At 62.9% G+C, this 13,446-nt stretch carries 13 protein-coding genes; 10 read left to right on the forward strand and 3 right to left on the reverse strand.

Annotated elements, in window-relative coordinates:
* Nucleotides 1-11 precede the first annotated feature (11 nt).
* Nucleotides 12-1,310, reverse strand: coding sequence for a cytochrome c3 family protein (locus ACFE70_RS07255; protein WP_375417060.1), 1,299 nt, complete (start codon nucleotides 1,308-1,310; stop codon nucleotides 12-14).
* A gap of 404 nt (nucleotides 1,311-1,714) precedes the next feature.
* On the opposite strand from ACFE70_RS07255, the gene rpsF reads away from it, so the two are divergent.
* From rpsF to priA, 5 genes are all read left to right on the forward strand, one after another.
* Nucleotides 1,715-2,098 carry a 30S ribosomal protein S6 gene (gene rpsF, locus ACFE70_RS07260; protein ID WP_375417061.1) on the forward strand — a complete coding sequence of 128 codons (384 nt, stop codon included), beginning with the start codon at nucleotides 1,715-1,717 and terminating at the stop codon, nucleotides 2,096-2,098.
* A gap of 15 nt (nucleotides 2,099-2,113) precedes the next feature.
* Nucleotides 2,114-2,401: a 30S ribosomal protein S18 gene (gene rpsR / locus ACFE70_RS07265; protein ID WP_375417062.1), complete on the forward strand. Its 288-nt coding sequence runs from the start codon at nucleotides 2,114-2,116 to the stop codon at nucleotides 2,399-2,401.
* A gap of 78 nt (nucleotides 2,402-2,479) precedes the next feature.
* Nucleotides 2,480-2,923, forward strand: a complete 444-nt coding sequence (gene rplI / locus ACFE70_RS07270) for a 50S ribosomal protein L9 (RefSeq protein WP_375417063.1) — start codon at nucleotides 2,480-2,482, stop codon at nucleotides 2,921-2,923.
* Nucleotides 2,924-3,072: 149 nt separating this feature from the next.
* The gene (locus tag ACFE70_RS07275; protein ID WP_375417064.1) at nucleotides 3,073-5,376 is read left to right on the forward strand and encodes a GSCFA domain-containing protein; all 2,304 of its coding nucleotides are present in this window, start codon (nucleotides 3,073-3,075) and stop codon (nucleotides 5,374-5,376) included.
* A gap of 290 nt (nucleotides 5,377-5,666) precedes the next feature.
* Complete coding sequence (gene priA, locus ACFE70_RS07280) at nucleotides 5,667-8,207, forward strand: primosomal protein N' (RefSeq protein ID WP_375417065.1); 2,541 nt, start codon at nucleotides 5,667-5,669, stop codon at nucleotides 8,205-8,207.
* A gap of 125 nt (nucleotides 8,208-8,332) precedes the next feature.
* On the opposite strand, the gene ACFE70_RS07285 is transcribed toward priA, so the two are convergent.
* Nucleotides 8,333-8,950 (reverse strand): hypothetical protein, encoded by a 618-nt coding sequence (locus ACFE70_RS07285; RefSeq protein ID WP_375417066.1) that lies wholly within the window; start codon nucleotides 8,948-8,950, stop codon nucleotides 8,333-8,335.
* A gap of 179 nt (nucleotides 8,951-9,129) precedes the next feature.
* Here ACFE70_RS07285 and ACFE70_RS07290 point away from each other — a divergent pair, with 179 nt between their 5' ends.
* The 4 genes from ACFE70_RS07290 to ACFE70_RS07305 all read left to right on the forward strand — a co-directional run bounded on the left by ACFE70_RS07290 (nucleotide 9,130) and on the right by ACFE70_RS07305 (nucleotide 12,302).
* Nucleotides 9,130-9,927 carry a class I SAM-dependent methyltransferase gene (locus tag ACFE70_RS07290; RefSeq protein WP_375417067.1) on the forward strand — a complete coding sequence of 266 codons (798 nt, stop codon included), beginning with the start codon at nucleotides 9,130-9,132 and terminating at the stop codon, nucleotides 9,925-9,927.
* A 158-nt stretch (nucleotides 9,928-10,085) separates the two neighbouring features.
* A complete protein-coding gene (locus tag ACFE70_RS07295) occupies nucleotides 10,086-11,318 on the forward strand; it encodes an S-adenosylmethionine:tRNA ribosyltransferase-isomerase (protein ID WP_375417068.1) in 1,233 nt (410 codons plus the stop codon).
* 127 nt (nucleotides 11,319-11,445) lie between these two features.
* On the forward strand, nucleotides 11,446-11,793 hold the full coding sequence (locus ACFE70_RS07300) for a hypothetical protein (protein ID WP_375417069.1): 348 nt from the start codon (nucleotides 11,446-11,448) through the stop codon (nucleotides 11,791-11,793).
* A gap of 74 nt (nucleotides 11,794-11,867) precedes the next feature.
* Entirely contained in the window at nucleotides 11,868-12,302 is a 435-nt protein-coding gene (locus ACFE70_RS07305; RefSeq protein ID WP_375417070.1) for a DUF2721 domain-containing protein, read from the forward strand.
* Between the two features lie 33 nt (nucleotides 12,303-12,335).
* Here the strand turns inward: ACFE70_RS07305 and ACFE70_RS07310 are convergent, their stop codons facing one another.
* Nucleotides 12,336-12,596 (reverse strand): hypothetical protein, encoded by a 261-nt coding sequence (locus tag ACFE70_RS07310; RefSeq protein ID WP_375417071.1) that lies wholly within the window; start codon nucleotides 12,594-12,596, stop codon nucleotides 12,336-12,338.
* A 305-nt stretch (nucleotides 12,597-12,901) separates the two neighbouring features.
* On the opposite strand from ACFE70_RS07310, the gene ACFE70_RS07315 reads away from it, so the two are divergent.
* Nucleotides 12,902-13,366 carry a hypothetical protein gene (locus ACFE70_RS07315; RefSeq protein ID WP_375417072.1) on the forward strand — a complete coding sequence of 155 codons (465 nt, stop codon included), beginning with the start codon at nucleotides 12,902-12,904 and terminating at the stop codon, nucleotides 13,364-13,366.
* Nucleotides 13,367-13,446: the final 80 nt, after the last annotated feature.

The following is a 13,446-nucleotide window of genomic DNA, read 5'->3' on the forward strand; positions in this document are numbered from 1 at the left end:
AATCTAATTTATTAATAATGACACTTCGAGCATTCCGTACCGCCGTTTGATGAGACGGTGAAGGGAGCCGCACTATTAGCTTCATCGTGCAGCTTCACCAAGTTGTCATAGTAGGCGTTGCCCTTGGCGTTGATGGGGTTTTCACGGTGACAGTTGATACACCAGCCCATCGTGAGCGCCGAATACTGATACACGACTTCCATGTTCTGGATGGGGCCGTGGCAGGTCTGGCAATTCAGGCCGCCCACTTGCGTGTGCTGCGAGTGATTGAAGTAAGCCAGGTCCGGCAGGTTGTGCACCCGCACCCATTGAATGGGCTGCTTGCGCTCGATGGAGCGGTAAATCTTTTTAATTTCCGGCGACTCGGTCTTAATCTGCGAGTGACAGTTCATGCAGATGTTGGCCGACGGAATATTGGCCGACTTAGCCTTGTACACGGAGGTGTGGCAGTAGGCGCAGTTAATTTGGTGCTCGCCGGAGTGCAGCTTGTGCGAGAAGGCAATGGGCTGCGTGGGTTGATAGCCTTGCTGCAAGCCTACGGCCATTACGCTCTGAATTCCTTCGTAAAGCAACACCAGCGCGAATACTACCCCTACTGTGCCACGCAAGGCCGACGACTTGTAGAGCTTCTCGAAGTCGAAGCGCTGCTCCAGAATCTCCTTGTCGCGGCCTTCTAGATCTTTGCGGCCTCGTAGCACGTCCTTCATCAGGTTGGCGATGATGAACAAGGTCACGACGAGCACAATCAGCACCACGACCAGCACGATGAGCAGGATGTCCACGTATTTGCCGGCCCCGCCTGCTTCGGCACCCGTGCCCCCGGAGCCTTCCTGCCCGTCGGCCTGACCAGCGTTCTGAACCGTGGGTCCGGCGTTAGCGACGTTGCCAATCTTACCCTCCTCGGCGGTAATCCAAGCTAAGATGGAGTTAATTTCCGTGTCCGACAAAGCGAACGAGGGCATCTGTTGCTTTTGATACTTATTGTAGATAGTCACGGCGTACTCGTCGCCGCTGGCTACCACCTTGCTGGAGTTCTTAATCCACGGAATCAGCCACGAAACTGGCCGCCGCTTAGTAATGCCCGCCAGAGCTGGGCCTACCACCACGTCGTTCACGGCATGGCACTGGGCGCAGTTGCCCTTGAACAAAGCGTCGCCGGCCGAGATAGCGGCAGCGTCGCCGCCACTAGCTCCCGGCGCCGCTGCGGTAGCCGCAGTGGCGCCGGCGGTAGCGCCCGGCGTCACGCCTTCCTTGCTCACATTGGGAGCCGCTCCGACATCTTGGGCCAGGCTTTGGCAAACGCTGCCCACTGCAAGAACAAAGGCCAGCAATAACCGGGGTAACGCACGAAATTGAGGGGGTCTCATCGTCATATATATACTATAAAAACGGGACGCGAAGGCACTTTAAGCAGGTTCCTTCGGGCCACAAATGTAGGTCAGGATTCGTAGCCTGCCAAGATTAGCCGCTAATTTAGGGGGGTAGGGAGCCGGCCCTTCTCTTCCTCATCACCTTGCTGTCGCCGCTACTGAGTAAAGAGTCTGAATTGGTATTTGGTTTCTCCAAATTCAACATTTTAGCAGGAAATCAAGTGGTTGCTAATCAGCTTGGCAAGCCTCGTAAAAAAGCCCGTGGGCATGGTGCTACCCCGCCTGATTCGCCGTACCTTTGCACCCCAATTTATATTTTTCAAACCCATTTTCACCCCGTCGTAATGGAAGTAAGAAATTACGAGACGGTCTTCATCTTAACCCCCGTGCTCAACGAGGGGCAGGTGCAAGAGACGGTCGAGAAGTTCACCCAGGTGCTTAAGGAAAATAGCGCCGACCTCATCTCTTCTGAAGCCTGGGGCCTGCGCAAGCTCGCCTACCCGATTCAGAAGAAAACTACCGGCTACTACTTCTGCCTTTCGTTCAGCAGCAGCACCGGCAACATCGTGGACCTGCTGGAGCTGGCCTACCGCCGCGACGAGCGCGTCATCCGGTTTCTGACTACGGTGCTCGACAAGCACGCCGTGGACTACAACAACCGCCGTCGCAACGGCGAGATGAACTTGCAAAAGGCCGCCGCCCGCGAAAACGAAGCTGTCGCCCAATAACCTCGCTACCCCGATATGGCAACCCCCAACAACCAGCAGCGCAACGGCGGCAACAATAACGACCGCGGCGCCCTGACCAAGCAGGACAACCGCGCCAAATACTGCCGCTTCAAGAAGAACGGCATTAAGTACGTGGACTATAAGGACCCGAACTTCCTGCTCAAGTTTGTCAACGAGCAGGGCCGCGTGCTTCCGCGCCGCCTCACCGGCACCAGCCTCAAGTTTCAGCGCAAAGTGGCCCAGGCCGTCGCCAAAGCCCGTCATCTGGCCCTGATGCCCTACGTGGGCGACTCACTTAAATAATTATGAGTTATAAATTATGATTCTTGCTTCAAAGCAGACCCATAACTCATAATTCAAAACTCATAATTCCCTATTGACATGGAAGTAATTCTGAAAGACGACGTGAAGGGCCTGGGCTACAAGAACGACCTGGTAGAGGTGAAGGCTGGCTACGGCCGCAACTACCTGCTGCCCCAGGGCCTGGCCATGCTGGCCGACAAGACAAACAAAAAAATTGTGGCCGAGAACGTGCGCCAGGCTGCCCACAAGGCCGACAAGGTGAAGGGCGACGCCCAGGCTATTGCCGACCAGATTGGCGAGCAGACACTGGATGTGACGGCCAAAATCGGCGAAAGCGGCCGGATTTTCGGCCGCGTGACCACGCTGCAACTCGCCGAGGCGCTCAAAGCCCGCGGCATCGACGTGGACCGCAAGCGCCTGAGCTTCGACCAGGAGCCCACCGCTGCCGGCGACTACACGGCCACGCTGAGCCTGCACAAGGAAGTGAAGCACACCGTGCGTTTCCGCGTGGTGGGCGAGTAGCAGCCTGCAAATAGTGCCAACAGCGTCCAAAGCCCTGCCCACCGGCAGGGCTTTTTTTGTGAAGTTGCCCGGAGCCTGCCGAATCCCTACCCCCCTCCTGGCCTGCAAGGCAAACCGCTTATCTGCCGTTGGGCGTACTTTTACCGGTAATGTTTAGAACTGAAATTTCGCTTACGCCCGACCCACGCCCCCTGGCCCGCACGGCGCGGGTGCTGACCCTGGGCTCATGCTTTGCCGACAGCATCGGCGGGCGGCTGGCCGCCCATAAGGTGACGACGCTGGTTAACCCCTTCGGCACCGTATTCAACCCGCTGTCGGCGGCGTTGCTGCTGCGAGCCGCGGCGGGCGAGCCGGTGGATTGGACGCAGCACCTGGTGGAGGCCCGTGGGCGCTGGCAGAGCTACGACCTGCACGGCAGCATCGGGGCCGACTCGGCCGAAGCGCTGCTGGCCCGCATTCAGGAGCTAGTGCGGCAGACCGCCGAGTTCGGGCGCACCGCCGACGTGCTGGCCCTGACGTTGGGCACCGCCTGGGTGTACCGGCTGCGCGAAACCGACGAGCTGGTCAGCAACTGCCACAAGCTGCCGGCGGCGCTTTTTGAAAAAGAGCTGCTGACGGCCGAAGAAATAGTGGGTCAGCTGGCCGAGGCCCATGCCCTGCTGCGCCGCCTCAACCCCCGGCTGCGGCTGGTGCTGACGGTGAGCCCGGTGCGGCACCTGCGCGACACGCTGCCCCTGAATAGCGTGAGCAAGGGCGTGCTGCGCCTGGCCAGCCACTACCTAGGCGAGCTGCTGCCCGACGTGAGCTACTTTCCGGCCTATGAGCTGCTGACTGACGACCTGCGCGACTACCGCTTCTACGCCGCCGACCTGCTGCACCCCTCCGTCGTGGCCGAGGACTATATCTGGGAAAGGTTTGCGCGCATGTATTTCGATGCGGAGTTCGGGCGCTTTCGCCAGGAATGGGACGGCATCCAGCAGGCGCTGGCGCACCGGCCGCTGTACGCGGGCGCGCCGGAGCACCGGCAGTTTCTGGAAAGCACCCTGGAAAAGCTGCGCCGGCTGGCCGGGCAGCAGGTCGACGTGCGCGCTGAAATCCGCGACGTGGAGCGGCGCCTGCTTTCCCTACCCCCCCCGCCGCGCCCCAAGCCGGCCGCGGTAGCCGAGCCCGAAGATGACGGCCAGGAGCGCGTTGATATCGGACAGCCTGACCAGGCCGAGGCAGCCTCAGCCGCTGAGCCGCCAGTTGAGCAGCCCGCGGCACAGCCCGACGATGCCCTCAGGACGGAGCTGCCGCCGGCTGCCGAGCCCACCCGTGACGACCGCTCCCGAGGGCGGGGCCGGCCAAACCGGCGCAACCAGGGCCAGCCGCAAGCCAACCGCGTGGTAGCCGAAACCCAGCCGCCCACTGACCAGCTTTCGCCCGCCGTGGCGGCGGTGTCGGCGCCCGCTAAGCCTTCCTACACCGATTATTTGATTTCGTCGGCGCTGGAGCTGGTAGTTTCGGCCCCGGCACGCGAGGCCGCAGTAGTTCCAGCTCCTGAGGCAGCGCCCGCCGCCGAGGCTTCGGCCTCAGAAGGCGAGTCGGGTGCGGAGCAGGTCAAAAAGAAGAAGCGCCGCTCACGGGGCGGGGCCAAGCGCACGGCCCGCAAGAATGCCGCCCGGCTCGCGGCCGAGCAAGCGGGGCCGGTGGCGGCCGAAGCTGACGCCGACCCTAATGGCGCCGCGCCAGAGCGTGCCGCTGCAACGCCAACCATAGACACTGCGCTGAACGAGTTCGCCCCGCCTTCGGAGTCGGCGATGTTGTCCGACCCGTCGGAAGCCAGCTCAACCAGCCTGGCCTCAACTGCTGACGAGCCTGAGGTGCCCGCGGCGCCCGCCAGCCCGGATGAAGCAGAGGCTGCGCCCGCCGCCCCCAACAAGCGCGGCACGGGACCGGCCCCGAAAAAATCGAAGGTGATTACCAAATCGGTGCCCGTGAAGCGCGCTACGGCGCGGCGCCGGCCCGTCCCTACCCGGCCGGCGCCGGCTGCTGACGCTCCCGCACCAGAGGCAAGCGCCACCGGCCTGACGGTACTGGCTGAAGCCAGCATTGCCAGCTCTCCGGCAACGGAGAGCGTTGCGGCAGTTGAGTCGGCGGTTCCTACCCCCCTCGCCGCTGCTGAGGTACCCAGCCCGGCGGCGCGCCGGCCCGCGCCCAAGCTGGCCAAGCCCCGAGCAGCTGCCGCCAAACCCACCAGAAAAGCCGCGCCAGCGCCGCGCCAGCCTACTGCTACGCCGAAGGCTCCGCCTTCCACCCTAAAAGGCCAACCTGACCCGGCTATAGCAGCCCTCCCGGCGCCAGTTGCCGCGGAGCCGCCAACCGGCCCCAACGCGGAAGCTCCAGCCCCAGCCCGCCGCGGGCGACCACCGGGCCCTAAAAAGCCTCGGCCGGACAAGCCAGACGCAGCCTGATTTCTAACGTAAAAACCCGGCTCTGGCAGTCGGGTTTTTGTTTTCTGACCGCGGCTCCACCGCCGCCGGCGCCGGCCGGCCCCTACCCTCACCCGCACCGCCAAACGTCCCGCCGGCAAGGCCAGTCCCTGCCCAGTATAGCCTGCCCGCAGCCCAGCGGCGCCAACTGTGGCAACCGAACTCTTCCTTTCCGGTTTGATTCCCTACCCCCCTCGCACTGGCCGAAGGGGTAGGGAAGGACGGTGCCCGGCCGGGCGTATCTTTATCCTTCGTCCTGCCTCCGCTGCCCCTTGAATTCGCTTTTCGACTTGTCTTTGCCCGAGCCCGTGGCGCCGGCTGACCGCACCACGCTCTTCGTGGATGTGATTTTGCCCCTACCCCTGCCCCGGCTCTACACCTACCGCGTGCCCTACGAGCTGAACGACGCGGTCGTGATTGGTGGGCGCGTTATCGTGCAGTTCGGCGCCAAGCGCACCCTGAGCTGCATCGTGGCGGCCGTGCACGAGCGGCCACCCAAGGAGTATCAGGCCAAGTACATCCTGGAGTTTATTGACGATGCGCCGGTCGTGACGCAGCCGCAGCTCAAGCTGTTCCGCTGGATGGCCGACTACTACATGTGCACGCTCGGCGAGGTCATCAACGCCGCGCTGCCGGCCGCCCTCAAGCTTAGCTCCGAGTCGCGCATTCAGCTGCACCCCAGCTACGCCACTGCCGAGGAGAAATACCCGCTCTCGGAGCAGGAAACGCAGATTGTGGAGGTGCTCAGCAGTGAGGATGGCCGGGCGCTGACCTTTACCGAAGTGGGTGAGCTGCTGGGCATCAGCTCGTTTCACAAGGTCATCAAGTCCTTGATGCAGAAGGACGTTATCTTTCTGTTTGAGCACCTGGCGGATAAGTTTTCGCCCAAGGTGCTGAAGAAGGTGCGCTTGGCCTCGCTGTTCGTGGGCGAGGAAGCCGTGGAGCGGCTGTTTATGACGCTCAGCACCAAGCCCAAGCAGCTTGACGTGCTCTTGCGCTACTTGCAGCGGGTGCCCATCCATCAGGACGAGCGGCTGAACACGCGCGGCATGGAAAAGGCGGCCCTGACTTCTTCGCCGCACCTCTCGCCTTCGGCGGTTAACACGCTGATTAAGAATGGCGTGCTAGAGCAGTTCGACCAGATTGTGTCGCGCTTCCCGCTCGATGAAGAACCGAGCCGGCAGCTGCACTTCAGTCTGACGGAAGCGCAGACCACGGCGCGCGATGAAATCATGGGCCACTTCGCCGAGCGCGACATTGTGCTGCTGCACGGCGTGACCGGCGCGGGCAAGACCGAAATTTATATCGACCTGATTCGGCAGGCGCTGGAGGGCGGCGGGCAGGTGCTGTACCTGCTGCCCGAAATCGCCCTGACGGCCCAGATTGTGACCCGGCTCATGCGCGTGTTCGGGCAGCGGCTGGGCGTGTACCACTCCAAATTCTCGGACAATGAGCGGGTGGAGGTGTGGAACGGCGTGCTCTCCGGGCGGTTTCAGGTGGTGGTGGGCGTGCGCTCGGCGGTGTTTCTGCCCTTCGATAATCTGGCCCTGATTATCGTTGATGAAGAGCACGAATCGAGCTACAAGCAGTACGAGCCGGCCCCGCGCTACAACGCTCGCGAGGTGGCCCTGATGATGGCCAACTTCCAGGGCGCCAAGACCCTGCTCGGCTCGGCCACGCCGGCCGTCGAAACCTATTACCAGACTCGCGCTGGCCGCTACGGGCTGGTCACGCTCAGCAAGCGCTTCGGCGAGGCCGGAATGCCCGATATTGAGCTGATTGACACCCGCAAGCTGCGCGAAGCCAAGAAGATGCACAACCACTTCTCTTCGGACCTGCTCGAAGAAGTGGAGCGCAAGCTGGGCTTGCAGGAGCAGGTGATTCTGTTTCAGAACCGCCGCGGCTACGCGCCGGTGCTGGCCTGCCTGGACTGCGGCTGGATTCCGAAGTGCCAGAACTGCGCCGTGAGCCTGAGCTACCACAAGCACAGCCACGAGCTGCGCTGCCACTACTGCGGCTATCACGACCCGATGCCGGCGCAGTGCCCCGCCTGCGGCTCGCGCAACCTCAAAACCCAGGGCTTCGGCACCGAGAAGATTGAGGACGACCTCAAAATTATGCTGCCCCAGGCCAGCGTCGCGCGCATGGACCTGGACACGACCCGCGCCAAAAATGCCTACCAGCAGATTATCAGCGACTTCGAGCAGCAGAAAACCAACGTGCTGGTTGGCACTCAGATGGTGACCAAGGGCCTGGACTTCGCCAACGTGAGTTTGGTCGGCATCATCAATGCCGACAGCATCATTCACTACCCCGACTTTCGGGCCCACGAGCGGGCCTACCAGATGTTCGTGCAAGTGAGCGGCCGGGCCGGGCGCAAGGGCAAGAAGGGCAAGGTTCTGATTCAGACCGCTGACCCTACCCAGGTCATCTTCGACAAGGTGATGCGCAACGACTACCTGGAGTTCTACGAGTACGAAATCCTCCAGCGGCGCGAGCACGGCTACCCACCCTATATGCGCGTCATCAAGATGACCGTCAAGCATATGGACCAGAGCTTAGGCGAGCAGGCCGCCATCTTGCTGACCCAGGAGCTGGTGGACCGGCTGGGCCGCGAGGCGGTGCTGGGGCCGGAAGCGCCCTACATCTTCCGCATCCGCAACTTCTACTTGCAGGAAATCACCATCAAGCTCAGCCGCGAGCACACCGTGCTCAAAAAAGCCAAGCAGGACATTTGCGACGCCATGAACGTGGTGCGCGACCACAAGGACTACAAGCAGGCCCGCCTCGTGGCCGATGTGGACCCGATGTGAGGCTGCGCTTAATCAAGAAGGAGGAATTAGCGTAGTAGCCCTGCTTTTCCCTTCATTTATCTCCGAAAAAAGCCCTTACAGCTCAGTGCGGTAAGGGCTTTTTTTCGGAGAAACCAAGAATTATTCTATAAGCTATCAAGCAGATAGAGCACAATGACAGCTACACCAACGATGCCGATAATGAGGCCTAATACTCCAATGAGTGTACCAAGTGTCCCGCCAATTGCTCCCGCTAGAATGCCAATCAAGATACCTATCAAGAGCAGAATCAGGCCCTGACGGAGCTTGCTATCCAGTCGCTGAGTGGAAGCAGTATTATCATGGCGGCCGGAAGCGGCTTTTTGGCTGGCCTTTTCCAATTTGCGGGTTATTTTCGCCACGGCCAGCCGCTGCACCGGATTGAGCTTGCGGGAGGGGGTAGGGGTCACAACTGTAGCTGGGTCGGCCACCGTGGTAGCAACCACCGTAGCTGACGAGGCAGCCACAGCTTGGGCAGTGGCTGGCGCCAGTACGGATTCAGCCTGGGGCGTAGCGGGGGAGGTAGGCGTGACCACCGGAGTCGCGACGGGGGCAGCAACTATTTCGCGCTCAACGGGAACCGGCGTGCGCACACGAGCCACGCCGTGGTACGGCGACGAGGTTTTGGGCAGCACGGCGTACTCGGCGCGATTGCAGCTACCCAGCGTCAGGGCGCAGGCCATCACGGCCAGCAGCTTGGAAAAAGAAGCAGACAGGTGTTTCATAGAACAAGAAAAAGTGGGAAAATGGGGTTACTACGGGCTGCAAAGCTAGACGATGAGGTTTAAACGAATTTTTTGGGTTTGTGAAATTTCGCTCGCCCAACGTTTTCGGGCGGGTGGCCGCCGCGCCGAACGCCGGACCGCCGGCTTTTGTTAGGTCCAGTCTCCAACTTACCTTCCGTATGAAGTATCTGCTTTCCAGCTGTATGCTGACCGTAGGCGGGGCGCTGGCCCTGCTGGCTTGTACTCAGCTGCCCGCCGAAACCAATCCGGTGCAGCTCAGCGGGCAGGCGATGACCAGCCTTACTGCCCCTACCCCCCCCGCGGCCACTGACACCACCGGCTATCAGACCCGCCCGGCCCGCGACCCCAACGGCATTGGGCGCTACTACCTGGGCCGGCAAATTGCCCACGTCATGGGCCACGAGGGCGCCAGCTGGCTGGAGCGCAGCGACCGGCAGCAGGAAGAAGGCACCGACATCCTGCTGCGCGAGCTGAAGCTCAAGCCCACCGACGTGGTGGCGGATATCGGGGCGGGTACGGGCTTTTTCTCCTTCCGCATGGCCAAGCTGGTGCCGCGCGGGCAGGTGCTGGCCGTCGATATTCAGCCCGAGATGATTGCGGAATTAGAGCGAAACAAGCGGGCCAGCCAAGCTCCTAATGTGCGCCCCGTGCTGGGCACTACGTCTGACCCCAAACTACCGGCTGGCAGCGTCGATTTGGCGCTCATCGTCGATGCGTACCATGAGTTTGACCACCCGCGCGAGATGGGGCAGGCCATCCGGGCGGCGCTGCGGCCCGGCACCGGCCGGCTGGCTTTGGTCGAGTACCGCGCCGAAGACCCCAGCGTGCCCATCAAGCAGATTCACAAGATGAGCGTGGCCCAGGCCCGCAAGGAGATGGCCGCCGTGGGGCTGGAGTTTGTGGAGGTAATAGAAAGCCTGCCGCAGCAGCACCTGCTGATTTTCCGACGGAAGTGAAGGGGTAAAGACCCGGAGAAGGAACATCATACTGAGCCCCGCGAAGCATCTCTACCGCGTAGTACTCCAATCGTTCAGTGAGGCGGTAGAGGTGCTTCGCGGGGCTCAGTATGATGTTCCTTCGGCGCTATAGCCTCTTCCTGCCGACCTTTGCGCTCATGCCAAGCCACCCCCGCGACCTTTCGATTCACGATTTTTCCTACCCCCTGCCGCCGGAGCGAATTGCCGGGCACCCCGCCGCCGAGCGCGGTGGCAGCCGCCTGCTGGTGAGCCGCGGCGGCCAGCTGAGCGACCGCCGGTTTGCCGAGTTGCCGGCCGAGCTGCCCGCCGATTCGCTGCTCATCTTCAACGACACGCGCGTGCTGCCGGCCCGGCTGCTGGCTTACCGGCCCAGCGGCGGCGCGGTGGAGCTGTTTTGTCTGGAGCCGGTGGCGCCGCCCAGCCTGGAGCTGGCCCTGGCCCAAACCGAAAGCTGCACTTGGAAATGCCTGGTGGGCCGCGGTCAGCGCTGGAAAAGCGGCCCCGTCACGACCAGCTTCGAGGCGGACGGGCAGCCGGGCACGCTCCGGGCCGGGCGCGAAGGCCGTGAGGACGCTGAAAGCCTGATTCGCTTTCAGTGGGAACCGGCCAGGCTTTCATTCAGCCAGGTGCTGGCCGCCGCCGGCCAGTTGCCGCTGCCACCCTACCTGCGGCGCTCGCCCACCGCCGCCGACGCCCTACGCTACCAGACCGTGTATGCCGCACAGGCGGGCGCCGTGGCCGCGCCCACCGCCGGGCTGCACTTCACCCCCGAGGTGCTGGCCGAGCTGAGCCGGCGCGGCACCGCTTTCGGCCACCTCACGCTGCACGTGGGCGCGGGCACGTTTCAGCCGGTGAAGGCCGCGCGCATGGCCGACCACGCCATGCACGCCGAGCCGCTGCTGGTGCGAGCAGCGCTGCTGCGCCAGCTGCTGGCTCATCAGCGCGGGCCCGTTATCGCGGTGGGCACCACCAGCCTGCGCACCCTCGAAAGCTTATACTGGCTCGGCGCCGGCCTGCTGGCGCCAGCTAGCGCCGCGGCGGCTGGCCAACTAGCTGTGGGCCAGTGGCAGCCCTACGAGATGCTGGCTGCGGCCCAACCAACGATGGAGGCTGCTTTGCGGGCCTTGCTCAGCTATCTGGAAGCCCAGGGCGCGGAAGTGCTCGAAGTCAGCACTCGCCTGCTGATTGCGCCCGGCTACTCGTTTCGGGTGGCGCAGGGGCTGATTACCAATTTTCATCAGCCCGAAAGCACCCTGCTGCTCTTGGTGGCCGCCCTGCTCGGCCCTGACTGGCGGCAGCTGTATGCGCACGCGCTGGCCCACGGCTACCAGTTTCTGAGCTACGGTGACAGCTCGCTGCTGCTGCCCTGATGCGGGGCCGGGTAGCGGAACCACGTCAGTTTCCCTACCCCCGCCGCCGCCGCAACCCGCTGAGGGGCTTGTCGTATAAGGCGCCGTAGCTACTCATTTAATCGCTGCCGAAGCAGCCCTATCAACCATGAAAATCAAAACGTTAGGTTTCTTTATCGCAGCTTGTTCCATCGCCACTGCCTCCTTTGCGCAGCAGGAGCAGCCCCGCACGGAGGTGAAGACGCGCGACAACGGTACTCAGAAAATCACCACTGTTAAGGCCAACGGCTCCCGCACCGTCACCAAAACCGGCAAAACCAACCTCGGCGCCGCCGCCGACAATACCAAGGACGCGGCGGGCAATGTGGTCACCAAGGCCGGCTCAGCCGTAGTCAAGACCGGCAAGAAGGCGGGCAAAGCAGTAAAGAGAGGCGCCCGCAAGGTGGGCACCGGCGCCAAGCGCGTAACCCGCAAGGCCGAAACGACCACGGAGTAGTTTGTAGCCACCCGCCTCATTCAACAAAAAGCCCCGCCACTTCGGCGGGGCTTTTTTGGTAGCAGCTTTACGGAATGGAAATCACGCTTACCACGCCGGCCCTGCTGTTTCCGGCCCTCTCACTGCTGCTGCTGGCTTATACCAACCGCTTTATGGCGCTGGCTAACCGCGTGCGCAGCCTCAAAACCCTGTACCTCGACACGCCTTCGGTGCGAGTGATGCAGCAGATTGACAACTTGCGGCGGCGCTTGCTCATTGTGCGCAACATGCAGGCCGTGGGCATTGCCAGCATGTTCGGCTGCGTACTGACCATGTTTTTGCTTTTTGCCGGGCTGCTGGCGCCAGCCCATCTGCTGTTCGGGGCCAGCCTGCTGGGGCTGCTGGTTTCGCTGGGCATGTCGCTGCACGAAATCCTGATTTCGGTGGCTGCGCTCAATATCGAGTTGAACGAGCTGGAACATGGCGAGGCGCCATGTCACCCATCACCCGCGCCCCACGACCGAGGCTAAGTCAGGGCCGGGGCCGACTTAGGTCCCTACCCCCTACTCCACCGTGGGGCCGGCCGCGGTGTCGGGCTGGTCTTTTTCGCGCAGCTGATACAGCACGCTTTCGGCCACGCCGTTGCCAAACAAGCTCAGGCCGGCGTTGAGCACCACCAGCGCGGCCGTACCGGCCGGCACCCAGGTACCGGCCGGGCGGCCCTTTTGCATAAGCGAGCCCGCCCACTGCACCATGCAGGCGCCCGCGCCCACCGTAACGAGTCCTAGTGGCGCCAGCAGCAGCCATTTCGATTTGTGCGTCATGTCTTCAGATTATTAAGGTGATAAGGATGATAAGTGGGTTGGTGAGCGGGGGGGGGGGGGGGGGCCGAGACTGGCAGTCAGCCCCGGCCCCTACCCCCCCCCTCTCACCTATACCGCAATCGTAACTTTCGCCGCTAAGGTTACGGCTGAGCTGGTTCAGGGCCGGGCGGCAAGCTGCGCCCGTAAGCGGCTAATGCACCAGCTGGCACCACCACGGCGACGCTTTAACTGCCCAACGCCCACCCGCCCGGCTCATCCGGGGCGCCCTTAATTCCCTACCCCCCTCCCTCTTCCCCAACGCACCCATGTACACCATGCTGCTCCACCTCGCCTTCCCTGACCCCGCCGACGCGGCCCGCTTTCTCACGCCGCCGGTGCGGCAGGCCGAGGCCGCTTTTCGGGCGGCGCAGCCGCCGGCCGAGCAAGCCTTTCGCTTCGAGCAGTGGCGCCTGGGCGTGGGCATGAGCCTGCTCCAGCTCGTGGCCAACCTCGGCGACCAGCCCGAAAGCCGGCAGCTCGTGCCCGTGCTGCACCGCGCCCTGAGCCAGAGCCGCTCGCCCCAGGACATCGACCGGGTGATGCAGCGCGAGGCCCAGCTGTTTGATGAGCTGTACCACAACCTCTACGTCAACGAGCAGGGCGAGCAGCTCTTCGACCTCTTCGCCCGCACCCTCGACGCCGACCGGCCCGAGCTGCTCGCGGCCGTGGCCGCCGAAGCCGTGGCCCTGGTGCCGCAGCTGAATTTTGAGCGCGACGACGAGGACGAGTAGGCTGGCGGCAAAGCGGCAAAAAGAAGGGGGTAGGAAAGCTGTAATGAACTGCCTGGGGTCACGATTCAAGGGCCCGGAAA

It is taken from the genome of uncultured Hymenobacter sp. (assembly GCF_964243305.1).
Classification (GTDB): domain Bacteria; phylum Bacteroidota; class Bacteroidia; order Cytophagales; family Hymenobacteraceae; genus Hymenobacter.

Excerpts from the sequence above, each read along its gene's own strand:
- rpsF (WP_375417061.1), top strand. The coding sequence starts at position 1,715 with ATGGAAGTAAGAAATTACGAGACGGTCTTCATCTTAACCCCCGTGCTC.
- rpsR (WP_375417062.1), top strand. The coding sequence starts at position 2,114 with ATGGCAACCCCCAACAACCAGCAGCGCAACGGCGGCAACAATAACGAC.
- rplI (WP_375417063.1), top strand. The coding sequence starts at position 2,480 with ATGGAAGTAATTCTGAAAGACGACGTGAAGGGCCTGGGCTACAAGAAC.
- ACFE70_RS07275 (WP_375417064.1), top strand. The coding sequence starts at position 3,073 with ATGTTTAGAACTGAAATTTCGCTTACGCCCGACCCACGCCCCCTGGCC.
- ACFE70_RS07285 (WP_375417066.1), bottom strand. The coding sequence starts at position 8,950 with ATGAAACACCTGTCTGCTTCTTTTTCCAAGCTGCTGGCCGTGATGGCC.
- ACFE70_RS07290 (WP_375417067.1), top strand. The coding sequence starts at position 9,130 with ATGAAGTATCTGCTTTCCAGCTGTATGCTGACCGTAGGCGGGGCGCTG.
- ACFE70_RS07295 (WP_375417068.1), top strand. The coding sequence starts at position 10,086 with ATGCCAAGCCACCCCCGCGACCTTTCGATTCACGATTTTTCCTACCCC.
- ACFE70_RS07300 (WP_375417069.1), top strand. The coding sequence starts at position 11,446 with ATGAAAATCAAAACGTTAGGTTTCTTTATCGCAGCTTGTTCCATCGCC.
- ACFE70_RS07305 (WP_375417070.1), top strand. The coding sequence starts at position 11,868 with ATGGAAATCACGCTTACCACGCCGGCCCTGCTGTTTCCGGCCCTCTCA.
- ACFE70_RS07310 (WP_375417071.1), bottom strand. The coding sequence starts at position 12,596 with ATGACGCACAAATCGAAATGGCTGCTGCTGGCGCCACTAGGACTCGTT.
- ACFE70_RS07315 (WP_375417072.1), top strand. The coding sequence starts at position 12,902 with ATGTACACCATGCTGCTCCACCTCGCCTTCCCTGACCCCGCCGACGCG.